This window comes from Paenibacillus sp. USDA918EY (assembly GCF_009870825.1).
Lineage (GTDB): Bacteria > Bacillota > Bacilli > Paenibacillales > Paenibacillaceae > Paenibacillus_AQ > Paenibacillus_AQ albilobatus.
Genome location: NZ_WTWY01000005.1, coordinates 202863 through 228125, shown reverse-complemented (window position 1 = coordinate 228125; position 25263 = coordinate 202863). Strand labels below are relative to the sequence as shown.

Sequence of the window (25263 nt, the reverse complement as noted above, 5' to 3'; positions counted from 1 at the left end):
GAGGGGGGATCATCGAAGATGGAAGAACATCCTGCCGAGTGGCTCAAAGAAATCGCGGAAGGCTCGGCGGCAGCCTTTAACCGTTTCTATGATGCGTTTGCGCCCATGGTTTACCGGCTTTCGGAGCACTGGCTGAAGGATGCGCTCGAAGCGGAGGATGTATGCCAGGAGGTCTTCATCGAAGTGATGCAAAAGGCGGGCCAATACGACCCGGAGCGGGGGAGCGTGGAAGCATGGCTTGCCGTCCGCGTGCGGAGCAGGGCGATGGACCGGCTCCGGAAAAAACAGCGCGTGGCCGCCATGGAACAAACAGGCGGGGATTTGAGCGAGTCGCATTGGGCGGGTCAGCTTGAATCCGCCGAACTGGAAGCGTTCCGGCATCTGGATCGGGAACGGATCCGCCATGCGCTGGGCAGCATCCCGCCTTTGCAGCGGATGGCGCTGTACGGCAGCTACATCATGCAGCTCTCGCACCGCGAACTTGCCGACAGGATGCAAAAGCCCGTGGGCACCGTCAAATCTTTGATCCGATACGGGATTCGCAATTTGCGGGGACAGCTGCAGGAGAATCAGGCGAAACAAGCAGCGAACGGAGGTGAGCCGCATGCATTCATGGAGACCGGAAAGTGGGAATAAAGAGGAGAGCCGCAATTGTGTTGTCCTGCCCGAAGAAAAACTGGTCGATTACGCCATGAATCGTCTGGGGGAAGCCGAGCGGCTGCGGGTTGCGGCCCATGCTGCGCAATGTTCGCATTGCGCGGAAAGGCTAAACGAGTGGGAAAGTTTAATGGCGGTTCCGGAAATGCAAGCCTTAAGCTTGCGGGAGCAAGGAAACACGCCGGAAGATGAAGCCTGCATGGTTGAACCCGACAAAATGATCGCCCGTACCGTTCAACCCGACTTCGGGCCTCCCGCGCGTTTGGGCCGAAAGCTTCGTTTGCTTGCCTTGCTGCGCTCATTCCGCATTCGGCTGAAGCTAAAGCGCAGATTTATCCTTCCAGGCGCAGCCGGGCTGGCACTGATGATATGCTTGTTCGCCGGGCTGTTCGCTTTGAAACATCAAGCAAACCCTTCCGACGCGTCCATCGAGCGGCAGGTAACCTCAAAAATCGCTTACATGCAATCCGCGGACTACGAGAAATACCCTATCGCGCCGCTTCCGCCGCTGCACGGCTCCGGAGGGCTTTGGATCAATCCGGACTCGGGCGAACTGCTCATCGTCATGGACGGATTAAATCCGTCCGAGGAAAAGGATTACCAGGTATGGCTTCAGCATGAACAGCAATCGTTCAGCGCCGGAATGATGTTAACCCGCAATCTGCAAGGAAAAGGGTATTATTACGGATACGGCATCATGAATCCCGACCGGATCGTGATCAGTCTGGAGCCCAAAGGGGGAAGCCTTGTGCAGACCGGACCCGAAACCGTAAGGATCAAGTTGAATAAGCAGCCTTGAGCAAGAAATGCAAAAATGCAAGAAATGCATCTGTCAAATTCCTCTTTATTAGATCGAGAAACGAAGGCAACCGCATTTAAAATGAAAAAGCCGCAGCAATGCGGCTTTTTTGCTTGGTTCGCCCGATTAGCGATTATCGATTTTTTCGGGATACAGATCATGGTTCATGAGGCGGTGTTCCGCCATCTTTTCGTATTTGGTTCCGGGTTTTCCGTAATTGCAATACGGATCGATGGAAATCCCGCCCCGTGGCGTAAATTTGCCCCATACTTCGATATAGCGGGGATCCATCAGCTTGATCAGATCGTTCATGATAATGTTCATGCAGTCTTCGTGGAAATCGCCGTGGTTGCGGAAGCTGAAAAGATACAATTTCAGGGACTTGCTCTCAACCATCTTTTGGTCCGGAATGTAGCTGATATGCAGCGTGGCGAAATCCGGCTGGCCCGTAATGGGGCACAGGCTCGTAAACTCCGGAAAATTGAATTTCACGAAATAATCGCGGTATGCATGTTTATTGTCAAAGCTCTCAAGCACCTCGGGCGCGTATTTGAACACGTATTTCGTCCCCTGGTTGCCGAGCAGCGTCAAATCCTTCATTTCATCAGGTTGTCTTCCAGCCATTGTTTTTCCTCCTTGTTGTAAAAAAGAGATCGTTCGCTTCGTCCTAAACGCCCCGTTTATTGCCCCACACGAGCGTATGAAGCTGCGGAAGCACGCGCACCTCGTTTAATGCTTCCGATGCCGTAACCTTGTCGATCAACGACTCATACTGCATGAGCAGCTCGGCGGCATGTCTGTCCTTGTCCATCCGCGACGTATCCCGGTTTCCGACCTGCAAATACATCGGCACGCCGGGATAACGGAAAAGCACGGACTCCGCGTACTCCAGGTCCCGGTCATCGAATATGACGACCTTCAAGCTGAACGCGTAAGGAACCGGACGTCTGCGGAGCCGGTCCACGATATCGTCCAGCCGTTCCCAATCGGTCGTCATTCCGGAGCTTGGCGGCTTCGGCGATATCGTGACTTCATCGATTTCCGCCAGCCAATCCTGCCATCTCGAGCCTTGGGTTTCTACGGCGATCCGGATGCCTTCGGATTGAAGCAGTTCCACGAGGGAAGAGAGCTGGGGAAGCAGGAGCGGGTTGCCGCCTGAAATCGTCACATGCGAGAAACGGTTTCCTCCGATGCGTTTCAACTCGCCCCATACCTCCGCGGCGTTCATCTTCCGGATGTCCTTGACTCCGCTTCCGTCCCAAGTAAATGCGGAGTCGCACCAAGCGCAGCGGTAGTCGCAGCCGGCGGTGCGGACGAACATCGTTTTTTGCCCGATGACCATGCCTTCGCCTTGAACCGTTGGACCGAATATCTCCAATACGGGAATGGGGGGAGGGGACTTCACGGTGCTGCGCGTTTCGCTCATGCTTCCACCCACTCTCTCCGAAATTCGGCGTAGCTGGTCGGCGTTTCGTATAACCTCACGAATTCCGTACGGCCTTGCTCGATCAGATCGGCATACGGCTTTTCGGCAAGCGCGGCTTCCATTTGCTCATACAGCCAAATCGCCATGTTTTCCGCGGTCGTGTTCATCGGAGGCAGCGTTTCATTGAGATAACGATGGTCGAGATAAGGTTCGATGCGCTGCTTCCATATTTCTTTGATCAGCCCGAAATCGGCAGCGATTCCGATCTCGTTCGGGTATGCGCTGATCCCAAACACCGCTTTATAGGTATGGCCATGCAGGTTTTTGCATTTCCCTTCGTAAGCGTGCAGGTGATGGGCGGCGTCAAAAGTAAATTCTTTGCTGACCATGACACGGTAATGGCGGTATTTCAATTCGCTTGGCTGAATGTCCGTTCCCAGCTGCTGCAGTTTCTCGACGATCCGGAATTCGCCCGGCGTTCGGCCCATCATCGGGATGCCTCCTGCGTCCGGCGCTCCAGGTATTGTTCCAGGCCCCTGCGCCGCAGCTGGCAGGAAGGACATTCGCCGCAGCCGTCGCCGATGACGCCGTTGTAGCAGGTCAGCGTCCGCTCGCGAACAAAATCGAATGCGCCGAGATCGTCCGCCATGGCCCAGGTTTCGGCTTTATCCAGCCACATCAGCGGCGTGTGGATCACGAAATTGTAATCCATCGCCAAATTCAAGGTCACGTTCAGCGACTTGACGAAAGAGTCCCGGCAATCCGGGTATCCGCTGAAATCCGTTTCGCAAACGCCGGTCACCAGATGTCTGGCGCCGGACACCTTGGCCAGCACGGCCGCAAAGCTGAGGAACAGATGATTTCTTCCTTCGACGAAGGTGCTCGGCAGCTCGCCGTCTTCCTGCGTGATTTCGATATCGCTTCTTGTCAGCGCGTTCGGGGCGAGCTGATTGAGCAGACTCATATCCAGAACGGTGTTTTTGACGCCGAGTTCTTTGGCGATCCCTTGCGCGCATTCGATTTCAAGACGGTGGCGCTGGCCATAGTCGAACGTCACCGTCTCGACCTCCGCAAATTGCCGTTTGGCCCAGAACAGGCAGGTGGTGCTGTCTTGGCCGCCGCTGAATACGACGACCGCTTTTTCGTTTTTGAGCATAAAAAAACCTCTCCATCTTCAAAATTTGTCGTACAAGCGCAGGTAAAACGCTTCTACCTTCGAAGAGAGAGGGTTCTTGAACTGACCGTAAAAAACAAGCCCAGACGGAAATAAACCCGACGGGCGACCTTAGTTTTTTATAGAGGGAGTTCGCGAACCTCTCCCGGGCGGTGCATAACCGCAGCCGGATTTCTTCTGTTTTGTGCGCGATTGAAACGCACCGGTCCATTATAACATAACGATGGCCGATGTGGGTACCTGGTTTGCAACCGTTTTAGATGTCGTCGATCTGAAGCAGTTCGCCGAAAAATTTCCGGAAAGCCGGTTCGACCTCCGAAAAAGGGATTGTCTTTTCTTCCCGGTCTTCGGCGTCCGCTGTCCACAGATGGGAGCATGCTTCCACCAGCTCGATCGTATCCTTGCACCAGCGTATGTAATGAAGCTCTTGTTCCAATCCTCTTCTGACGACGGCCGAACTCATCAAAATACGCGATTTCATGAGGTTCCGCTCGCGAATGCTTTCCCAGCGTTCAAGCAGGATCCGTTTCATTTTTGCCAGCCGCTGTTCCCGCTCCTTTTGATAAGCTTTTAACTGAAAAACCACTTCCTCGATCGGAATGTTGTCCATGAAAGAGACCTGCATAAGAAATACGTCTTTGATTTTCGGGGATTCGGGAGGAGAGAGCAGCCACGAGGAAAGCTCACGCTTGCCTTTCTCCGTAATGGCGTACACTTTTTTGTCCGGTTTGCCTGATTGCGGTTCCATGCGGCTTGCAATGAATCCATCTTGTTCGAGCCGCCCAAGCTCCGGATAAATTTGCGAAAGATGCGAGTGCCAGAAAATGCTCATAAAATCATCGAATTCTTTTTTCAGGTCATACCCCGTAGCTTCCCATTTGCTTAAAAAACCTAAAATGCCGTATCGCAGCGACATGCGAATCCTTCCTTTCCCGAATCATATTCCGGCTGCCTAACCGGCCGCCTCAAGTTTCGTATCTTCCTGTGAAGTTCCTTTTCCCAACGGCGGGATCACGACGATCCCGGCCACACCAAGCACAAGCAAAAAGCCGCTGACGACAAGCACCGTATTCATCACGCCCATGCCGGAAAGCAGCGCTCCGGTCATCAGGATGCCGGGCAGGGCCGAAATGCTCGATATCATATGGTACAAGCTGAACGTGCGGGTGTAATTTTCCTGTTCCACGACGTCCTGCAAATAGGTGACAAACGTAATGTTAAAGCATCCCAGCGCAATGCCCTGCACGAAAAAGAACGGCAAAATGAAAAGCCAATGCCGAATCAAATACAAGCTGCCGATGGCGGCGCAAAGCGCGAATAAAGAAGGGACGACAAGCCATTTTCGTTCTATTCTTTTATACCATTTCGGAACGAGAGCCGCACCTGTAATCATGCCGCAAAGCGAGGCGGTGCCGATAAAGCTCAAATTCTCCACCCCCGATCCGAGCACGTCCCGCAAAAAGGAAACGAGTATCAAATCGGTGGAGGAAGCGATGAACAAGGCCGCCGCCAAAAAGGCGAATATCGGGCCAAGCCGGCGGTGTTTGGCGATATAACGGATGCCTTCCTTCATCATGGACCACCGGTTTTGACTTTTGGGCTTGGGCAGCCTCACCAACGGTTTCACGCGCAAAATGCACAGCATGGAACAAAGGAGGAGCATTGAGGCGGTTAACAGCAGCATAGCGGGGGAGACGGTGCTTTTGAGCATCATGGCGGTGAAAGTTTGTCCCGCAATTTTGACGACGGTGTATCCCATTTGCAGCCAGCTGTTCGCCGCGGGACGGTTCTCTGCGCTGACGATTTGCGGCAGCAGCGATTGATTGGCAGGCATAAAAAAGAGCCCGACGATGCTCTCCAGCACGAGTAGCGCATATACCCAGTAGACCGGAATCCATTCGGCAAACGACACGAACAACAGCATGCCGGCAATGCGAACCGCATTGGACCAGGACATGACATGCTGCAGCGTTTTTCCGTTAATCCATACTCCCGCAGGAAGCGCCAATAGTGCGATCGGCACATAATAAGCCGCGTAAAAAAGCGTAAAGGAATTAGCGTTGCCCGATTTCAGCTCGATCCATTTCAACAACGAAAAAAAGAGGATCGAATCCGCGAACACGCTCAGGATTCTTCCGAAAAACAATCGCCTGAAGCTCTTGTTTTGAAACAGCATGCAGTGACCACCTTTTTGGATGATTTTGGTGAGTCCATTGTATGCTGAATCGGTTTATAAGTAAAGTATTATATATAAACATTTATCTATAAGAGTAAAAAAACACCCTTACGGACTGCCGCGATGGCGTACCGAAAAGGTGTCTTCTCTGACAATATAAGAAAGTATAAGTTTCAGAGCATCGGAGCAAGAAAAACTGCCCCTAACCGCTGCCTGTCTTTTATGAAAGCACGTCAATAGACGTTTTTTTCGAAATGTGCCGGATTAAGCGTGTTGAAGCGTCAGCTGTTTCGCTACTTCTCTTACTTTGTTCAGGCCGGCTTCGATAAACTCGTCTTTTTTATGCGGCATCGCGTTATGGCCTTCAATGACCACTTCGCCGATGATTTCCATGCCGAATACGCCGCCGAAGACGTTGCGCATGTAGTTGACGGCCATTTCCATAGGCGCCGTTTCAGGGCTGGAATAGAATCCGCCGCGCGCGTTCAGGAAGATCGCTTTTTTGTCCGGCATCAGCGAAACCATGTTGCCTTCTGCGTCATATTTGAATGCAAATCCTGCAGCGTATACGTAATCGATGAACGTTTGCAATTTGGCAGGGATCGTCAAATTCCACAGCGGAAAGGCGAAGACCACGACGTCAGCCGCCGTCAGGGCGTCCATCGCTTTTTGCTTCGCGGCCACGATGCGTTTTTCAACATCCGTCAATTCGCCGCCGTTTTGCATTTTGCCGAAGGCATTAAACAAGTCTTGTCCAAAGTATGGCGTGTCTTCTTCATATACGTCGTACGTAGTCACATTCAGGTTTTCGGCGCCTTTCACGGCTTCCATGAATGCTTCGTACATTTTAGTGGAAACGGCATCGGATGCCGGACGGTTGTTCGCTTTAACGACTAATACGTTCATGTTGTTTCTTCCTCCTAATGTCAACACAAAGATGAACTTGGCTCAGTACAATATCTTGTGTTCGTGATTTTTGATATAAAACAAATGAAGCATAGTTGAATTGTAAGCAACTTTCGAAAATTCCGCAACCCCTAAAAAATAGTTTTTAAGGACAAGCTTGATATATGTTCATAAAATGTTCAAATTTATAACCTGTGGTTCGACACGTTCCGGTTGATTCAGAACGAGCCGTCTTATCCTGACGATTGAATCGTGTTATAGTATAGGAATGGTTTTATCATCAGATTGATCTATCACATAAAAAAAGGATGTTGCCATCATGAAATACAAAATGATCGTTTTGGATCTGGACGATACGCTGCTTCGCGATGATCTGACCATCTCGCCCCGAACGAAAGAGGCGCTGATGACCGCCCAGAAAGAAGGGATGAAGGTCGTGCTGGCCTCCGGGCGCCCCACGTTCGGGATGAAGCCGATCGCGAAGGAGCTTGAGCTGGAGAAATACGGAAGCTTCATTTTATCGTTTAACGGCGCGAAAATTACGGACTGCCGAACAGGAGAAGAGATTTTCAGCAGCACGTTATCCGTCGACACCGTGCATCGACTGTACCGGATCAGCCAGGAAGAAGGTTTGTCCATTCTGACGTATTCCTCGGACCGGATCATTACGGAAAACAGCAACGAATATACGGAGATCGAATCCGGCCTGACGGGCATGAGCATTCAAGAAGTGGAAAGCTTTGTGGAAACGGTTCGGGAGCCGGTCGTCAAAACGTTGATGGTTGGTGCGCCGGAAAAAGTGGCGGAGGCCGAGAAAAAGCTGCAGGCGGAATTGGCCGGCGAGCTTAGCGTCATGCGCTCGAAGCCGTTTTTCCTGGAATTCACCGAAGCGGGAGTGGACAAGGGGACAAGCCTGCACCAATTGATCGGCCACCTTGGCATTCAGCAGGAGGAAGTGATCGCGATGGGCGACAGCTCCAATGATCTGCCGATGATTCGCTTTGCCGGCCTTGGGGTTGCCATGGGCAATGCCCGGGAAGAGATCAAGGAAGCCGCCGATTACGTGACGGACTCCAACATGAACGACGGCGTGGCGAAGGTGATCGAGAAGTTCGTGTTTGCTTATCAGGAGGCGTAATATAAACAACCGGCGTTGCCAGGAACGGCAGCCCGGTTGTTTTTGTTTTGGGGGAGGCGACGTTGTCGTCATTTCAAGGTAAACGTCGCAGCGGCGACGCCGTCGCCCCATTCCACCCGGATCGCATACGTTCCGGGTTTTATATTTTTGAACGTTTTTGTATCCGTGTAAGCTTCTCCTTGAGCCAGATCGATGTAATCTTTGATCGGAACGGAGCCTTTTTCCAAAACGGCATTGCCGTTCTGCAATGTGTATTTTGCGCCGCCTACCACTTCAATAGGATGTTCCGTTTGGTTTTTGAAGGTGTAGGTGACTTTTACGTTCGATCCTTGCTTTTCGACTTTGACCGTTCCTTCCAAACGGCCGGCGGCAATCCCGTGGGAGGAAGGCGCTTCTTGTTTGGGTGGCGACGCGGTACCGGAATGGGTTTCAACTTTTGGGATCTTATAACAGCTTGTCAGTACGGCGGCAGCGATCACGATTGAAAAAAGAAGCAGAGACGCATTTTTCATGTTTACTCACCTCGCTTTACGGCTGCTTTTAAAATCATTGACGAAAGGCCGGCGGCAATTGTTGCCGACATGAGGGCATGTCAGGCATTAAAAAAGCATGGGAATAAGCCGCCTTGAAGGCGAACTTACTTCCATGCTTTTTGGCAATTATTCGAATTATACCAGCGCTTTGCGGAACTCCTGGGTAAGCAGCGGGACGACCTCGAACAGATCGCCGACGATGCCGTAATCCGCGATTTTGAAGATCGGCGCTTCCGGATCTTTATTGATCGCGATGATGATCCGGGATTGGCTCATTCCGGCCAAATGCTGAATCGCGCCGCTGATGCCGCAGGCGATGTAGATTTCGGGCGTCACCACTTTGCCGGTCTGGCCGATCTGCATCGAATAGTCGCAATAACCGGCGTCGCAGGCGGCGCGGGAAGCGCCCACGGCGCCGTTTAGCACCTCGGCCAGCTCCTCTAGCGGTTTGAAGCCTTCCGCGCTTTTGACGCCGCGGCCGCCGGAGACGACGACTTTGGCTTCGGTCAGGTCGACTTTACCCGACGTTTTGCGAACGATGTCTTTGACGATCGAACGGAGGGAGCCTGAAGGCGTATAATCCAATTCGACGATTTCGCCGGGGGATGATGCCGCTTCGACCGGGGCGAAGTTGTTCGGACGGATGGTGACGACCTGCGGGCCGCCCGTAAATTGCCTTTGCTCGAAAGCTTTGCCTGCGTAAATCGGACGGGTAAACAGGATATCATCGCCGTTTTTTTCGATGGCCGTCACGTCCGATATTTGCCCGGCGCCGAGATGCGCCGCGATCGCCGGTCCCAAATCGCGTCCCAGTGCGGTGTGACCCAGCACGACCGCATCCGGCGCTACGCGATCAAAGACCGTTTTCATCACGTTCAGATAGCTTTCCGGATTATAAATTTCAAGGTCGGGATGGTCGACGGAAAAGACCTGCCCATCTACATAATTTGCCAGCTCCGATGCGAGCGGCGTAATTTGCGATCCGATGAGGACCGCTGCCGCGACGTCGCCATCCTGTTTGGCGGCCGCCACCGCTTGAAGCGCTTCCAGCGAAACTTGGCGCAGACTGCCTCCGCGAACCTCGGCTACCACGACATACGTTTTACCCATCTCAAGATTCCTCCTTTAACAGTTAAGACCCTTGAACTGCAAGTCGCTTTATGGATTGGTGCATCATCATTAGACCAGCTTGGCTTCGTTCCGCAGCAGGTTGACCAGCTCGGCGGCCTGCTGGGCGTAGTCGCCTTGAAGAATGCGTCCGGCCTCGCGCTTTGGCGGCAGGGAAAGGGAAACGCGCTGCGTTTTTGACGCAACGTCGGCGTTTTCGAGGCCAAGCTCGGCCGGCGTTACCTGATGGAAAGGTTTCTTTTTCGCCTTCATGATGCCCGGCAGGGAAGGGTAGCGAGGCTCATTAAGCCCTTGCTGGGCGGTAAAGACGGCGGGAAGGGCGACCTCCAGCGATTCCATGTCGCCTTCGGCGTCGCGTTCCACGGCAGCCTTTTGGCCGTCGATGGCCAGTTTGGTGATGGAGGACGTATGCGGAAGATCGAGCAGCCGCGCCAGTCGGACCGCAACCTGTCCGCCGCCGCTGTCCACCGAGAAGTTGCCTCCGAGAATCAGATCGTAAGACTGCTTTTCCAGGTAAGCCGCCAGGAGGCGGGAAACCGTATATTCATCCGTCTCCAAACCGTCGCTTTGGATCAACACCGCTTCGTCCGCTCCCATCGCGAGCGCGGTCCGCAGCGCTTCGGCCGTTCGGTCCGGCCCGACGCTCACGACGGTTACCGTTCCGCCATGCCGATCCCGTTGCAGCAGCGCTTCCTCAACGGCGTACTCATCGTACGGATTCATGACGTATTTCACGCCGTCGTCGGAAATTTCCCCATTTTGAATCACGATACGTTCTTCCGTATCAAAGGTCTGTTTCAGCAGTACAAAGATATTCATGCGGCAAACTCCTCTCATTTTGGTTTGGCGGGCGATGTTCGCCCGCGGATTTATTTCAGGATTTTGCAAAATTCGATTCCTGCCGCTTCAGGCTACAATATATAGACGAATTAAACCGTTTCGCTCTATAGATTGCTGATTGGAAGTCGCTTTTTGGATTTTTGCAAAACCCTCATTTGAGTCCCTTCAGAAAAAACTCGACCGTCTTATCGACCTGGGCGGAAAGCGAATATTTGCGTCCGGATATCAGCCAGGAGGTGACCACCTCATCCATGGCGCCGAAAATAAGCAGCCGGGTCAATTTCGCGTCGAGCTCCTTGCGGAAGGAACCTTCCGTCTTGCCTCTTTCCACAATATGCTCGATCAGCTGGATATAGGGCTTAACGACAAGCCCGATCGCTTTGCGCAGCTCCAACGAGCTTTGCCTCAGTTCGATTTGGGTGACGTAGGCGAGGTTTACGTTGTTCTCGAGCTCGGTAAAATGGATTTCGCATACTTTGCGGAGCGCGTCTTCCGCCGTGGACGATTCCTTGATGCTGCTGTGGAACATCCCGACCAGGTTGCCGAGGCGTTCCTGAAAGAGCGAAATAAGGATATCTTCCTTGTTTTTAAAATATAGATATATCGTACCGTCCGCGACACCAGCCTCCTTTGCGATTTTGGAAATTTGGGAGCCGTGAAAACCGTTCTCCGCAATGACCTTTAACGCTGCATCCAAAATTAACTCATATTTTTCCAATTTTCTACTTGTCATCAGGCCACCCCAGTGATAGAATTCAATTAACTGAATGAATACTCATTCATTTTTTCTTAATCTTATGGTAAACGATGCCAATTGTCAATGACTCAGGCAAGATTTCTTGGAAACGTTTCGCGAAGAGGGTGAAGGACCAAACATTCGACGCGAAACTCGCTTATGTCGCATTTTGTAATCGCTATCTATAGGAAACCAGTAATTAAATTACTATTATTCCAATATAGGGAGGAACAGCGAATGATGTGGCAAATGATCAACTTGAACTTGTTTCTCGCTGCGGCAGGTTACGGCGTGTACCTTTTTTACAAAGCGGTATACCACCGGATCCTGTACGTCAAATTGGGCAAGCCGGCCGATTTCCGCAAGCAGCGCGAAGGAAAGTGGGGCGAATTTCTGTCGCAGGTATTCGGGCAGAAAAAGCTGTTCAAAGACATGAAAAGCGGCATCATGCACGTCATCGTTTTTTACGGCTTCATCATCCTGCAGTTCGGCGCCTTGGATCTGATCGTCAAAGGGCTGACGAACGGAGGCCATCTGCCGCTGCCGGCATACGAAGCGTTCGGTCTGCTGCAGGAGACTACCGTATTCCTCATTTTGGTCGCCATCGGCTATGCGGCCTACCGACGGTACGGCGAGAAGCTGCCCAGACTTAAAAAGGGCTGGAAGCCCAGCCTCGTCATCTTCTTCATTTTTTTCCTCATGCTGTCCGTCGTCTTATCCCTGGGGTTCGAAAGGGTATGGCTTGGGCAGGAGGCCTCGGCGCTCGCGCCGATTTCATCGCTGCTGGCCGCTCTCTTCGGCGGACTCTCCACGGCAGCTGCGCAGGTTCTTTTCTATATATGCTGGTGGGCGCATCTGCTCATTCTGCTCTCATTCCTTGTTTATGTGCCGCAATCCAAACATTTTCATTTGATCTCCGCCCCGGTCAACATTTATCTCGGCCGCTCCGAACCGGTAGGCAAACTCAGCAAGCTGGATTTGGAGGACGAAGAAGCCGAAAGCTTCGGCGTCGGCAAGATCGAGGATTTTACGCAAAAACAGATGATCGATTTTTACGCCTGCGTGGAATGCGGGCGCTGTACCAACGTCTGTCCGGCATCCAACACCGGCAAAGCGCTGTCGCCGATGCATTTGATCGTCAAGCTGCGCGACCACTTAACGGAAAAAGGAACCGCGATTACCGGCAAGCCGCCTTACGTTCCCGAATTCGCGTTTTCGACCCTCGGCGCCCATGCATTGTCCTCTTCATGCGGAGAGCCTGATTTTGACAGCGGTGCCGTTACCGATATCCGTCCGACTCTTGCCTGGCAAAAATCGACATGGACCCATCAAGCCAAAGACCCGCAGGAATTGAACCTGATCGGCGACGTCATGACGGAAGAAGAAATCTGGTCATGCACGACATGCCGCAACTGCGAAGACCAATGTCCGGTCGGCAACGAGCATGTGGACAAAATCATCGATCTGCGCCGACATTTGGTGCTGATGGAGGGCAGTATGCCGGCCGAGGGCCAGCGCGCCCTGCAGAACATTGAGAGACAAAGCAACCCGTGGGGTCTGAACCGCAACGACCGCGCCAATTGGAGCGGGGAAGTGGAAGGCATCAAAGTGCCGACGGTTAAGGATAACCCCGGTTTCGAATATTTGTTTTTCGTCGGTTCCATGGGCTCATACGATCTCCGCAGCCGAAAAGTATCCAGAGCCTTCGTCAGATTGCTGAACGAAGCGGGCGTCAACTACGCCATTCTCGGCAACGAGGAGAAAAATTCGGGTGACACGCCGCGCAGGATGGGCAACGAAATGCTTTTTCAGCAGCTCTGCATGGAAAACATCGCCACATTCGAAAAATACGGCGTCCAAAAAATCGTGACCGCCTGCCCGCACACCTTCAATACGTTCAAAAACGAATATCCGGAATTCGGACTCGAAGGCGTGGAGGTGCTTCACCATACACAGCTTCTGGATCAACTGATCCGCGAGGGCAAGCTTAAGCCGAAACATGAAGTCAAAGAACGCATCGTCTATCACGACTCCTGTTATCTCGGCCGCTACAACAACGTATATGACCAGCCGCGCAACGTGCTGAAGGCCATCCCGGGCGTCGAACTCGCCGAAATGAAGCGCACCCGCGAAAACGCGATGTGCTGCGGCGCCGGCGGCGGGATGATGTGGATGGAGGAAACCTCCGGCAAACGCGTCAATTTGGCGCGGACGGAGCAGGCGCTGGAAGTGAACCCGGGCATCCTCAGCAGCGCATGTCCTTACTGCCTGACGATGATGGAAGACGGGACGAAAATGAAGGAAGTCGAAGACCGTGTGAAAGCGAAGGACGTCGCGGAAATACTGGAATTCTCCGTATTCGGCGATCATTCCGCTCACAATAAAGGACTAGAAATGGAGGCAAGCGCACAATGAACAAAGCCATTCGAAAAGCAGCCGTCATCGGTTCGGGAATCATGGGTTCCGGCATCGCGGCCCAATTGGCCAACGTCGGGATCCCGTGCTTATTGCTGGATATCGTTCCGCGGCGGTTGACCGATGAAGAGGCGGCCAAAGGATTGACCTTGGAGCATCCGCCGGTGCGTAACCGGCTTGCGGCTTCGGCGATCGCCAAGCTGGCCAAGACGAAACCCGCTCCCCTGTATGATCCGTCATTCGCGGAACGCATCACGCCGGGCAACCTGGAAGACCACCTTTCCCAGCTTGCCCAGGTCGATTGGATCATCGAGGTCGTCGTGGAAAACCTGGAAGTGAAAAAAGGGCTGCTGGAAAAAATCGAAAGCGTATGGAAACCGGGAATCATCGTGAGCTCGAATACATCCGGCATTTCGATCAACGCGATGGCGGCGGAGCGAAGCGACGAGTTCAAAAAACATTTTATGGGCACGCACTTCTTTAACCCGCCGAGATATATGAAACTGCTCGAAATTATCCCCGGCGAGCGCACCGATCCGGAGCTTGTGGGTTTTATGAAAGGCTTTAGCGAGAAGGTGCTCGGCAAAGGCGTCGTGCTCGCCAAGGACACCCCGAATTTTATTGCCAACCGGATCGGGACATACGGGCTGCTCGTTACGCTGAAGGAAATGACGGAAAACGGCTTTACCGTGGAAGAAGTCGACGCCGTCACCGGACCGGCCATGGGCCGTCCGAAAAGCGCCACCTTCCGGACGCTGGATCTCGTCGGGTTGGATACGTTCGTGCATGTGGCGAACAACGTATACGACAATGTATCGGACGAAAAGGAAAAAGCGATTTTTGACGTTCCCGCCATCATGAAGAGCATGGTCGAAAAGGGCTGGCTCGGGGAAAAATCGGGGCAAGGCTTTTATTTAAAGAAAAAAGGCCCCGGCGGCAGCGAAATTCTCGCGCTGGATCTGACGACGATGGAATATGCGCCGCAATCGAAGCCGAAATCCGCCTCGATTGAAGCGGCAAAGCTGGCAAAGGGCGCTAAAGAGAAGACCAAAGCGCTGCTTGCAGCCAAGGACCGCTATTCCGACCTGGCTTGGAACATTTTGAAGCAGGTGTTGGTGTACTCGGCGGAAAAGGTCGGTGAAATTGCGGACTCCGTCCAAGAAATCGACGAGGCGATGAAATGGGGATTTTCGTGGGAACTCGGGCCGTTCGAAACCTGGGACGCGATTGGGCTTGTACGCTCGGTCGAACGGATGGAGGCTGAAGGGCTGACCGTTCCGGCTTGGGTGAAGGATTGGATCGCGGCGGGGCATGCCTCCTTTTACAAGCAGGAAGAAGGAAAGCTGCATTCCGTTCAGATTAACACCGGTCAGTTTAAAGAAATTGAATTTGCCCCGGAAATCGTGAACCTGCGCAGTTTGAAGGAACAAAACATGGTGATCAAGGGCAACAGCGGCGCCAGCCTGATCGATATCGGGGACGGCGTGGCGTGCCTTGAGTTCCATTCGCCGAACAATGCCATCGGCGAGGATATTCTCAGCATGATTACCCAGAGCCTTGAAGAGGTCCGCAAAAACTACAAAGGCATGGTCATCGCCAACCAAGGCCGCAATTTCTGCGTCGGCGCAAACATCATGCTCCTTTTGATGGAAGCCCAGGACGAGGAATGGGATGAAATCAACGATATTATCCATTTATTCCAAAGCACGATGTACAAAGTCAAACGCTTCGAAAAACCGGTCGTGGCCGCACCGCACCGGATGTGTTTGGGCGGCGGCGTCGAAGCCTGCATGCCGGCCGACCAGGTGGTCGCTTCCGCCGAAACCTATTACGGGCTCGTTGAAGTCGGCGTCGGCCTGATCCCGGCGGGAGGCGGATGCAAGGAGCTTGCGCTGCGCGCCAGCCAGCATGCCAGCGTGGAAGGCGTCGATCTCCAGCCGTTTATCAACCACGTGTTCCAGACGGTCGGCACCGCCACCGTATCCAGCAGCGGGCATGATGCGAAAAGATTAGGTTATTTGCGTTCGACCGACCGTGTAGTCGTCAATCAGGATTTTGCCATTCATGAAGCGAAGCAGTCGGTTCTCGGGCTCGCGGATACGGATTACAAGCCGATTCCGGAAGAAAAGATCCGCGTCGTTGGTTCCGAAGGCAAGGCGGTGCTGCAGCTTGGGGCGATCGAGATGAAACGCGGCGGATACATCAGCGACCATGATCTGCTGATCGCCAACAAGCTCGCCCATGTGCTGGCGGGCGGCGATGTTCCGGCGGGATCGCTTGTCACCGAGCAATACATGCTCGACCTGGAGCGCGAAGCGTTCCTCAGCCTTTGCGGCGAGCCGAAAACCCAGCAGCGGATGCACCACATGCTGACCAAAGGCAAAGCGCTCCGCAACTAACATCCCAGGGAGGGTGAAATCCAAATGAAAGAAGCAGTAATCGTATCGATGGCCCGTACCGCCGTCGGAAAAGCCAAAAAAGGCAGCCTGGCCCAAACCCGGGCGGATGATCTTGGAAAGGCCGTTTTGGAAGCGGTCATAGACCGCGCGCCGGGACTGCGCAAGGAAGACGTCGAGGACATCATTATCGGCTGCGCCATGCCGGAAGGGGAGCAGGGCCTGAATTTTGCGCGCATCATGTCGCTTTATGCCGGGTTCCCCGTGACGGTGCCCGCGCTGACCATCAACCGTTTCTGCTCCTCGGGGCTGCAAGCGATCGCCTTTGCGGCGGAGCGGATCATGCTCGGCCACGCGGAGGTGCTTATTGCAGGCGGCGTCGAAAGCATGAGCCACGTGCCGATGACGGGGTTCAAAGTGTCGCCGAATCCGAAGCTGGTTGCCGACATGCCGGAAGTGTACATGGGGATGGGCCATACCGCCGAAGAGGTGGCTGAACGTTTCGGCATTTCCCGCGAGGATCAGGACCGGTTTGCCGCCCGTTCGCACGCGAAGGCAGCCGAAGCGATCGCGGAAGGGAAATTCCGGGAGGAGATTGTTCCGATTCAGGTTGAGCTGAAAGCCGTCGATGAAAAAGGAAAGGTACAGTCGCGTTCGTTTACGTTCGATACGGATGAAGGCGTTCGTCCAGACACGACTCCTGAAATTCTCGGCAAACTCAAGCCTTCGTTCAAGCTTGGCGGAACCGTCACCGCGGGGAACGCGTCCCAGACGAGCGACGGCGCGGCCGCAGTCGTCGTCATGAGCCGGGAGAAGGCGGACGCTCTTGGTTTGAAACCGCTGGCCACCTTCCGCTCGTTCGCGCTCAGCGGCGTCGAACCGGAAATTATGGGCGTCGGCCCGGTCAAAGCCATTCCGAAAGCACTGCAAATGGCGGGCATTACGCAGGACGACGTGAAACTGTTTGAAATCAACGAAGCTTTCGCTTCCCAATGCGTGCATATCATTCGCGAGCTGAACATTGACGAGGAGAAGGTCAACGTCAATGGCGGCGCGATCGCGCTCGGCCATCCGCTGGGCTGTACCGGCACGAAGCTGACGACGACGCTGATCGGCGAACTTCGGCGCAGAGGCGGGGGATATGGGGTCGTTTCGATGTGTATCGGCGGCGGCATGGGAGCCGCAGGCGTTTTTGAAGTCCATTCCGAATAATCATGATAAAGGAGAGGAAAGCGCATGAGCACGATGATGAACAAAGTGGTTGGCGGCAGTTTTATCATTGAAGATACCGATTTCAACCAAGTCGTTACCCCGGAGGATTTTACCGAAGAGCATCGGATGATCGCCCAGACGACGGCCGATTTTGTCGAAGGTGAAATCGTACCCCGCGACGAAGAAATCGAAAAGCTCAATTATGAGCTGACGGTGGAAAAAATGCGGGCGGCCGGAGAGCTTGGCCTGTTGGGTGCGGATGTGCCCGAAGAGTACGGAGGGCTTGGGCTCGACAAGGTCAGCTCGACCTTGATCAATGAAAAGCTGACAAAAGCCTCCGCTTTTGCCCTATCGATCGGAGCGCATGTCGGCATCGGAACGCTGCCGATCGTCTATTTCGGCACGGAAGAGCAGAAGCAAAAATATTTGCCGCTTCTTGCCACGGGCGAAAAGATTGCCGCATATTGCTTGACGGAGCCTTCCTCCGGATCGGACGCGCTCGGCGCCAAGACGACAGCCACCTTATCGGAGGACGGCGAATATTATGTATTGAACGGCACGAAGCAGTTTATTACGAACGCCGGATTCGCGGACATTTTTATCGTATACGCCAAAGTGGACGGCAAGGATTTCAGCACGTTTATCGTCGAACGCTCGATGGATGGCGTCAGCATCGGTCCGGAAGAGAAAAAGATGGGGATCAAAGGGTCTTCGACCTGTCAGCTCATTTTGGAGGATGTAAAGGTTCCCGTCGAAAATTTGCTCTGGGAAGTCGGCAAAGGCCATTTGATTGCGTTCAACATTCTGAACATCGGACGTTTCAAGCTGGCTGCCGGCTGCGTCGGCGCTTCCAAGGACACGATCGAGCTGGCCGCGGCTTACGCCAATGAGCGGACGCAGTTCGGACGGAAAATTTCCTCTTTCCCGCTGATCGGCAAAAAGCTTGCCGACATGAACACGAAGGCTTACGTGCTTGAGAGCATGGTTTACCGCACGGCGGGTTTGTTCGACGTAGGTTTGGCCGAAGTGGATCACGCGAGCTCCCAGGTTGGTTATCAATCCGCCAAAGCCATTGCCGAATATCAGCTCGAATGCTCCATCAACAAAGTGTTCGGCTCCGAGGTGCTGGATTTTATCGTCGATGAAGGCGTCCAAATTCACGGCGGTTACGGCTTTACCCAGGAATACCGGATCGAGCGGAATTATCGCGATTCGCGCATCAACCGGATTTTCGAAGGCACCAATGAAATCAACCGCCTGCTGATCCCGGGAGCGCTGGTAAAAAAGGCGATGAAAGGCCAACTGCCTTTGATGCAAAAAGCGATGGCTCTGCAAAACGAACTGATGGAGCCGATTCCGAACCAAATCTTTGAAGGCACGCTCGAACAGGAAGCCCATTTGCTGAAAATGTCGAAGAAGATCTTCCTGATGTGCGGCGCGCAGGCCGTTCAAAAATATCAAATGAAGCTGGAAGAACAACAGGAGATACTCAGCAACTTGGCCGATATCATGATTTCGGTATATGCGATGGAAAGCGCGCTGCTCCGCACCCGAAAGATCATCGACCGTTCCGGCGAAGACAAAGCGCGGCTTGCGATCCGAATGACAACCGTATTCATTCATGATGAATTCGCGAAAATCGAGCAGTGGGCAAAAGAGGTGCTGGCGGCGATGGAATCCGGCGATACGCTGCGCACGCAGCTCTCCGTGCTGAAAAAGCTGATCCGCAAATCGCCGATCGACACGATCGGCATCAAACGCGAGATTGCCGCTGAAGTCATCGACGCCGGCGCGTACGTATTGTGAAGCTTAAATTTTTGCAAAACCTCAATTACTTGAGATGGGGTGACCTGGATGACAAATAATCCATGGTTGGATCAATATCCTGAAGAGGTTCCGCACAGTTACGATTACCCGAGGCAAAACCTGGCCAAATTTTTGGTGCATTCAGCCACCGCCCATCCCCAGCACATCGCTCTTGATTTTCTGGGGAAGAAAATTAGTTATGCCAATCTGCTTGAATCGGTATACCGTTTTGCGAACGCCCTGCAAAGTCTGGGCGTCCGCAAAGGGGACCGGATTGCGATTATGCTGCCCAACTGCCCGCAGGGAGTGATTGCCTATTACGGCACACTCCTTATCGGCGGTATTGTGGTCATGACCAATCCGCTTTACGTCCCGCGCGAGATCGAACACCAGCTGACGGATTCGGGAGCGAAAATCATCGTTACGATGGATGCGCTGGTGGAGCGCGTCCATAAAGCGATGGAACGCAGGCCGCTGGATTATACCATCGTCACCTCGATGAAGGACTACCTGCCGTTTCCGAAAAACGTGCTGTATCCCATCAAGGCGAAAAAGGACGGCATGGCGGCCAGGATCGAATACAATGAGCGCGTATTGTCCTTCGTTTCGCTTCTGAAAAACGCCGCCGATACGCCGGTGGAAGTTTCCGTCGATCCCGAAGAGGATTTGGCGCTGATCCAATACACCGGCGGCACGACCGGATTTGCCAAAGGCGTCATGCTCACGCATATGAACCTCGTATCCAATACGATCCAGGCGCAGCTTTGGTGTTACCGAACGAAAATCGCCTACGAAAAATATCTCGCCGCGCTGCCTTTTTTCCATGTCTTCGGCCTGACTGTACTGCTCAATCAGGCGATGTATATCGCCGGCACGCTGATCTTAATTCCGCGCTTTCAAATCGACGACGTTCTAAAGACGATCCACAAGAAAAAACCGACCGTGTTCCCGGGAGCGCCGACCATGTATATAGCCGTCATCCATCATCCGGAGGTCGGGAGCTTTGATCTTTCATCCATTCAAATTTGCGTCAGCGGCGCGGCGCCCCTGCCGCTTGAAGTGCAGGAGCGGTTTGAAAAGATTACCGGGGGCAAGCTGATCGAAGGATACGGCTTGACCGAAGCTTCGCCGGTAACGCATGCGAACAACATTTGGGAAAAACGGAAGCAAGGATCGATCGGCATTCCGTTTCCGGATACGCTTGCGAGGATTGTGCATCCCGAAACGGGAGAAGAGCTGCCGATCGGCGAAATCGGCGAGCTTGTCGTCAAAGGCCCCCAGGTGATGAAAGGCTATTGGAACCGTCCCGAAGAGAACGAACGCACGCTTCGCGACGGTTGGCTCTTCACCGGTGATCTGGCACGGATGGATGAAGAAGGGTTCTTTTATATTTTGGACCGGCGCAAAGACATGATCATTGCCGGAGGGTATAACATATACCCGCGCGAAGTGGAGGAAGTGCTGTTCGAGCATCCTGACGTGGAGGAGGCGGTCGTCGCCGGTGTAAAGGACCCTTACCGCGGCGAAAATGTAAAGGCTTACATCGTCCTGCGCAAAGGTTCAAACGTCACCGAACAGGAGCTTAAAAGCTGGTGCAAGGAACGGCTTGCGGTCTACAAGGTTCCGAAAATTTACGAATTCCGCGAATCGCTTCCCAAAACGCTGGTAGGCAAAGTGCTTCGCCGCAAGCTCATTGATGAGGAAAACGAAAAGCTCGTCAACCAATCCAAAGTGGATTTGTAAGGGTGGGCAACGAAACGGACATTGGGTAACCTTTAGGGTTTGCCAAAACTTCGGCATATTCCGAACAAAAGGGGAGGTTTGGCACATGGAGCACGCGTCCGGCGGAAAACTTCCCGATCTGGAACGTCTGGAGCGGGCAGCAAAAAACACGTTTTGGGATTTTATCGGTTGCGAAACCGTCGAAGTGAGCGATAAAAAAGTTGTCGTTGCGTTTGACATCCGGCCGCATCATTTGAATCTGATCGGGATCTTGCATGGAGGGATGCATGCCTCGGCCATCGATTCCGCAATGGGCATCGTCGTGATGCTGGCAAGACCTGAAGCAAGCGTTGTAACCGTCGGTTTGAACATGAATTACGTAGCCCCGGTGTCCGAAGGCCGCGTTCGGGTCACAGCGGAGCTCATTCACAGCTCGCGCAAGCTGATGACCGCCCAGGCGTTTGCGCATAAGGAAAACGGCGATCTGCTCGCGTTCGGCACGGGAACCTTCCGGGTAATGGAGCATAAACCCGTACCGGCGGAACATTCCACATAAGGAGGTGGCGTATGTCTATTCGTGAGGAACTGGAGCAGCTCGCAGGCCGAATGAACGCCAGACCGGATGAAATCGAGTCGCTTCATGCGGTCTATCAGTTTAATATCGGGGAATTAGATCCGATTCAAGTCGTTTTCGACAACGCGAGTGTCGAGGTCCTTGAAGACGCATCCGAAACGGCGGACTGTACGCTCACTTTATCGGAGAAAAATTTCCGCAAATTGCTCGAAAACGACCTTAATTCAACGATGGCTTTTATGACCGGCTCGCTGAAGGTTGACGGCAAGCTTGGTTTGGCCTTGAAGCTGCAGGAAATATTAAAGCAATTTACGGCGTGAATTTCACCTTCGACGTCCATACTTGGACAAATAAGCAACCAAAGATCAAGCCCAGTTTCTTTGAAATCTTTCGGGAAACTGGGCTTGAAAATTGTCGAAAATTAATTAATGATATTAAACATTAATAAGATGAATAACGACAAAATCGTATAAGTAATGCCATGAACTAATAAATATCGACGGCATCGGCATCCGTCGGAAGTAGACGAACATGCTCCAAATAGGCCGATACACGCTGATCATCTTGACGCGGATATGCTAACCCGAAATGTCCTCGACGAAAAGCGCGCTGTTTCGGAACAAACGGCGCATCGCAAACAAGGCGTTTCATGCCTCTTCGCAACTTCCGCTGCGGTATGTAAATATCGGTTCATCCTTATGAGCAACGGATAAGATGATGTCGATCATTTCCTTATGCGTTCCCATCTTATTTTCCTTTTCTGGTCAATTGGGCAAGGACGTCCCACTGCTCCTCCGTGACGTGACGGAGATCGTTGAATTGTCCCGCTCCTTGAAGCCATTCGCCGCCATCGATCGTAATCACTTCGCCATTGATGTAGGCTGCGTAATCGGAGATGAGGAAAGCGGCCAAATTCGCAAGCTCTTCCGCATCCCCGACCCGGCCGAGCGGAACCCGGTCCAACATTTTCGCTTCAAGCTCGGGCGTTGGAGAGAGCCGAGACCACGCTCCATCGGTCGGAAAAGGACCCGGGGCGATGGCAACCTGACGGATGCCGTATTTGGCCCATTCGACCGCAAGCGAACGTGTGAGGGCCAACACGCCGGCTTTGGCGGCTGCGGACGGGACGACGTAACCGGAGCCGCTGGAGGCGTATGTCGTCACGATGTTCAGCATGGCGCCAGGACGCTTGCGCTCAATCCAGCGTTTGCCCACTTCAAGCGTCGCGTAAAAGGTGCCGTGCAGCACGATGTTGAGCACCGCGTCGACGGCGCGGGGTGAGAGGCGTTCGGTCGGACTGATGAAGTTGCCCGCAGCGTTGTTGACGAGGACGTCCAGCCCGCCGTAATGCTCCTCAACGGCATCGATCAAAGCGCTAATTTCCGCGGGATCCCGTACGTCGCAAGATTTGTACATCACCTCGTAGCCGAGCGAGGCGAATTCGTCCGCCGTTTGCTTTAGCACTTCTTCCCGGCGCCCGGCGATGACCAGCTTTGCGCCCAGCTTCGCGAATTTTTCGCCCATCGCCTTGCCAAGCCCGGTTCCGCCTCCCGTAATCAAAACAACCTTGCCTTGCAGCAAATCGCTCGAAAACGCTTCCATACGAAAGTCCTCCTTCAACGTGATATCTATTGAATACTGAAACAACCTTGAATTCCGGGCACGCCAGACCCAGGCATAAGACCGGAAATTCAAGCAAGGAACGGGAACGGAAATGGATGCCTTCAAGAAAAATCTCCCAAAAACCTTGCATGTCACCATTGTACCTTATGCCGATTCGGTTCGAAAGGAAGGAATCGAAGTCCGTCAAACCAAATGATCGGACTGGTCAGATGCGCAAGCAATCATATCCAATCGTTCATCTCCAAAAGCTCAACAAGGATAACTCTAACGCCGCAATAAAAAATGCTTGCATCATGACAAAAACGAATGGTTTTTGCCCGTGAAGCTATAAAAGCCGCAGCCCTCATCCGATTGCTGAGAGGGTGCGGCATTTTGGCGAAGTTTAACCGGCAGCAACATCAGCTGCCTTCCGGCGGTCAAATACAGTCATACGAATCTAGCTGTCTGCATATCTATCACAATAAAGAAGAGGACAAACGTAAACTGAATGCAATAGATCAAGAGACGATTATTTCAACAACCAAAGCGCAGGCACGTTCGGCGGCTCCCATCCAACGATCGATGTATGCGCTTGGCGGCATTCATACGTTTGGCCGTCATAGCTGACAAGGGTGCCCGGCGTGTAAGCGACGTTAGGCGCCCATGGAGCTGCTGACGAAGCTGGGGCTGTGGTCGCCGTTACGGCGTTGCTGTCGGCGGATTCGTTCCCGGCGGCATCAATCGCCCTTACGGTGAATGTATATGAGGTGTTTGCAGTCAAGCCGGTAACGGTGTAGCTCAGCGTCGTTCCGGAGACGGTTCCTGCAAGTGCCGTTCCTTTATAAATACGATATCCGGTGACGCCGACATTATCTGTGGCCGCATTCCAGGACAAAGAAACCGAAGAGGAGGTCGGCGTTCCGTTCACCTTCAAGCCCGTCGGAGCGGTTGGGGCTTGATTGTCGGCCGGAGGATTGGAGGCCGTCGTGAACGTAACCGGATTGCTGGCTGCGGAAGTGTTGCCTGCGGCGTCAACGGCTTTAACCGTAAACGTATAGGACGTGTTGGCGGCAAGTCCTGTGACGTTATAGCTAGTTTGGCTTGTTGTCGTTACCAGCGCAGAACCGTTGTATACTTTGTAGCCCGTTACGCCGACGTTATCCGTGGAAGCTCCCCAGGTAAGCGTGGCGCCCGAGCTGGAAACGTTGGAAACCGCGAGGTTGGAAGGCGCGCTTGGAGGCGTTGTGTCGGCAGGATTGCCGCCGCCGCCAAAGTCTGCGTCAATGACATTGTAGAAAGCATTGGCCGTGTCTGCGATTTCCCATACCGCGAGAATGACTTGATAACCGGTTCTGTTCGGTACCGTGCATGTATCCGAATAGGTGCCCGGAGGTTGTTTTCCGCCGTAACCAACGGAGCAGAACGGTGTCAGATCAAAGGAATCGCGCGTCAGCGGGGCGTTTGGATTCCAGTTTTGTTTGGTAATGTAATATTTCCAGCTTGTCGTGGCATGTGCGGCCGACAAATGCCACGTAAAGGTGTTCGTGCCCGGAGTCATGCTGACTTTCGTCCAGCGTGTGGCGGATTGCTGGTCCAATTCCGGAAATGCGCCGTTTGCGCTGGCGATTTTGCCGTCTTCAGGTCCCGCTGCCGGAAATCCTTTTTTGGCTTCAAGGCTTTGAGGCTCATACTGGATCGCCCCGCAGTTGGTATTGGCGCCTGTTTTGCATAGATAACCGCGGCTGCCCGGCGATTCGATGTAGCCGTGTGCGGAAGCGCGGTCGGCGATCAGAAGCATAAGGGCAGTCATCACGAAAAACATTCCACCGACAATCAGCCATTTCATAACGCTGTTGTTCGGCAAACGAAGCGTTGTCATCGAAATCTCCTCCTATTTTTGGCATTGAATGAACAAGACGGCAAAAGACAACTAGAAACCAATGTGTAAAAGATCCGTTTTTACGCAACACCTCCTTGATTTGTACGAAGACGAAAAGAAGGACCGGGAACGTATGCTTCATGG

Annotated in this window: 23 protein-coding genes and 1 riboswitch; of the genes, 10 read left to right on the top strand and 13 right to left on the bottom strand. The window is 53.3% G+C overall.

The window, feature by feature from the left end:
- Positions 1–18: 18 nt before the first annotated feature.
- The gene (locus GQY55_RS13115) at positions 19–636 is read left to right on the top strand and encodes an RNA polymerase sigma factor (protein ID WP_160042001.1); all 618 of its coding nucleotides are present in this window, start codon (positions 19–21) and stop codon (positions 634–636) included.
- Entirely contained in the window at positions 605–1456 is an 852-nt protein-coding gene (locus tag GQY55_RS13110; RefSeq protein WP_160041999.1) for an anti-sigma factor domain-containing protein, read from the top strand. Before GQY55_RS13115 ends, GQY55_RS13110 begins: the two co-directional genes overlap by 32 nt.
- A 126-nt stretch (positions 1457–1582) precedes the next feature.
- On the opposite strand, the gene queF is transcribed toward GQY55_RS13110, so the two are convergent.
- From queF to GQY55_RS13075, 7 genes are all read right to left on the bottom strand, one after another.
- A complete protein-coding gene (queF, locus tag GQY55_RS13105) occupies positions 1583–2080 on the bottom strand; it encodes a preQ(1) synthase (RefSeq protein ID WP_160041997.1) in 498 nt (165 codons plus the stop codon).
- A gap of 43 nt (positions 2081–2123) precedes the next feature.
- The gene (gene queE / locus GQY55_RS13100) at positions 2124–2882 is read right to left on the bottom strand and encodes a 7-carboxy-7-deazaguanine synthase QueE (protein WP_160041995.1); all 759 of its coding nucleotides are present in this window, start codon (positions 2880–2882) and stop codon (positions 2124–2126) included.
- Complete coding sequence (queD, locus tag GQY55_RS13095; RefSeq protein ID WP_160042300.1) at positions 2879–3370, bottom strand: 6-carboxytetrahydropterin synthase QueD; 492 nt, start codon at positions 3368–3370, stop codon at positions 2879–2881. Before queD ends, queE begins: the two co-directional genes overlap by 4 nt.
- On the bottom strand, positions 3370–4038 hold the full coding sequence (gene queC, locus GQY55_RS13090) for a 7-cyano-7-deazaguanine synthase QueC (protein WP_160041993.1): 669 nt from the start codon (positions 4036–4038) through the stop codon (positions 3370–3372). Before queC ends, queD begins: the two co-directional genes overlap by 1 nt.
- Positions 4039–4166: 128 nt before the next feature.
- A riboswitch (PreQ1 riboswitch) is annotated at positions 4167–4205 on the bottom strand.
- A 107-nt stretch (positions 4206–4312) separates the two neighbouring features.
- Positions 4313–4972: a PadR family transcriptional regulator gene (locus GQY55_RS13085; protein WP_160041991.1), complete on the bottom strand. Its 660-nt coding sequence runs from the start codon at positions 4970–4972 to the stop codon at positions 4313–4315.
- Between the two features lie 36 nt (positions 4973–5008).
- A complete protein-coding gene (locus GQY55_RS13080; protein WP_160041989.1) occupies positions 5009–6232 on the bottom strand; it encodes an MFS transporter in 1224 nt (407 codons plus the stop codon).
- Positions 6233–6496: 264 nt separating this feature from the next.
- Entirely contained in the window at positions 6497–7138 is a 642-nt protein-coding gene (locus GQY55_RS13075; RefSeq protein ID WP_160041987.1) for an FMN-dependent NADH-azoreductase, read from the bottom strand.
- Between the two features lie 319 nt (positions 7139–7457).
- On the opposite strand from GQY55_RS13075, the gene GQY55_RS13070 reads away from it, so the two are divergent.
- The gene (locus tag GQY55_RS13070) at positions 7458–8276 is read left to right on the top strand and encodes a Cof-type HAD-IIB family hydrolase (protein ID WP_160041985.1); all 819 of its coding nucleotides are present in this window, start codon (positions 7458–7460) and stop codon (positions 8274–8276) included.
- Positions 8277–8344: 68 nt separating this feature from the next.
- Here GQY55_RS13070 and GQY55_RS13065 read toward each other — a convergent pair whose 3' ends face one another.
- From GQY55_RS13065 to GQY55_RS13050, 4 genes are all read right to left on the bottom strand, one after another.
- On the bottom strand, positions 8345–8788 hold the full coding sequence (locus GQY55_RS13065; protein WP_160041983.1) for a hypothetical protein: 444 nt from the start codon (positions 8786–8788) through the stop codon (positions 8345–8347).
- 156 nt (positions 8789–8944) lie between these two features.
- Positions 8945–9919, bottom strand: a complete 975-nt coding sequence (locus GQY55_RS13060; protein ID WP_160041981.1) for an electron transfer flavoprotein subunit alpha/FixB family protein — start codon at positions 9917–9919, stop codon at positions 8945–8947.
- A gap of 69 nt (positions 9920–9988) precedes the next feature.
- Positions 9989–10756 (bottom strand): electron transfer flavoprotein subunit beta/FixA family protein, encoded by a 768-nt coding sequence (locus GQY55_RS13055; protein WP_160041979.1) that lies wholly within the window; start codon positions 10754–10756, stop codon positions 9989–9991.
- A gap of 172 nt (positions 10757–10928) precedes the next feature.
- The gene (locus GQY55_RS13050; protein WP_160041977.1) at positions 10929–11510 is read right to left on the bottom strand and encodes a TetR/AcrR family transcriptional regulator; all 582 of its coding nucleotides are present in this window, start codon (positions 11508–11510) and stop codon (positions 10929–10931) included.
- Positions 11511–11750: 240 nt separating this feature from the next.
- Here GQY55_RS13050 and GQY55_RS13045 point away from each other — a divergent pair, with 240 nt between their 5' ends.
- The 7 genes from GQY55_RS13045 (at position 11751) to GQY55_RS13015 (ending at position 21958) form a co-directional block, all read left to right on the top strand.
- Complete coding sequence (locus tag GQY55_RS13045; RefSeq protein WP_201452148.1) at positions 11751–13928, top strand: (Fe-S)-binding protein; 2178 nt, start codon at positions 11751–11753, stop codon at positions 13926–13928.
- Positions 13925–16327 carry a 3-hydroxyacyl-CoA dehydrogenase/enoyl-CoA hydratase family protein gene (locus tag GQY55_RS13040; RefSeq protein ID WP_160041967.1) on the top strand — a complete coding sequence of 801 codons (2403 nt, stop codon included), beginning with the start codon at positions 13925–13927 and terminating at the stop codon, positions 16325–16327. Before GQY55_RS13045 ends, GQY55_RS13040 begins: the two co-directional genes overlap by 4 nt.
- Positions 16328–16351: 24 nt before the next feature.
- Positions 16352–17536, top strand: a complete 1185-nt coding sequence (locus GQY55_RS13035; RefSeq protein WP_160041965.1) for an acetyl-CoA C-acetyltransferase — start codon at positions 16352–16354, stop codon at positions 17534–17536.
- A gap of 24 nt (positions 17537–17560) precedes the next feature.
- Entirely contained in the window at positions 17561–19342 is a 1782-nt protein-coding gene (locus GQY55_RS13030; protein WP_160041963.1) for an acyl-CoA dehydrogenase family protein, read from the top strand.
- A gap of 48 nt (positions 19343–19390) precedes the next feature.
- Positions 19391–21085, top strand: coding sequence for an AMP-binding protein (locus tag GQY55_RS13025; RefSeq protein WP_160041961.1), 1695 nt, complete (start codon positions 19391–19393; stop codon positions 21083–21085).
- Positions 21086–21170: 85 nt separating this feature from the next.
- Positions 21171–21620, top strand: a complete 450-nt coding sequence (locus GQY55_RS13020) for a PaaI family thioesterase (protein ID WP_160041959.1) — start codon at positions 21171–21173, stop codon at positions 21618–21620.
- An 11-nt stretch (positions 21621–21631) separates the two neighbouring features.
- Complete coding sequence (locus GQY55_RS13015) at positions 21632–21958, top strand: SCP2 sterol-binding domain-containing protein (RefSeq protein WP_160041957.1); 327 nt, start codon at positions 21632–21634, stop codon at positions 21956–21958.
- Positions 21959–22385: 427 nt separating this feature from the next.
- On the opposite strand, the gene GQY55_RS13010 is transcribed toward GQY55_RS13015, so the two are convergent.
- Positions 22386–23240: an SDR family oxidoreductase gene (locus GQY55_RS13010; protein WP_160041955.1), complete on the bottom strand. Its 855-nt coding sequence runs from the start codon at positions 23238–23240 to the stop codon at positions 22386–22388.
- Positions 23241–23769: 529 nt separating this feature from the next.
- Positions 23770–25119 (bottom strand): lytic polysaccharide monooxygenase, encoded by a 1350-nt coding sequence (locus GQY55_RS13005; RefSeq protein ID WP_160041953.1) that lies wholly within the window; start codon positions 25117–25119, stop codon positions 23770–23772.
- Between the last annotated feature and the right edge of the window lie 144 nt (positions 25120–25263).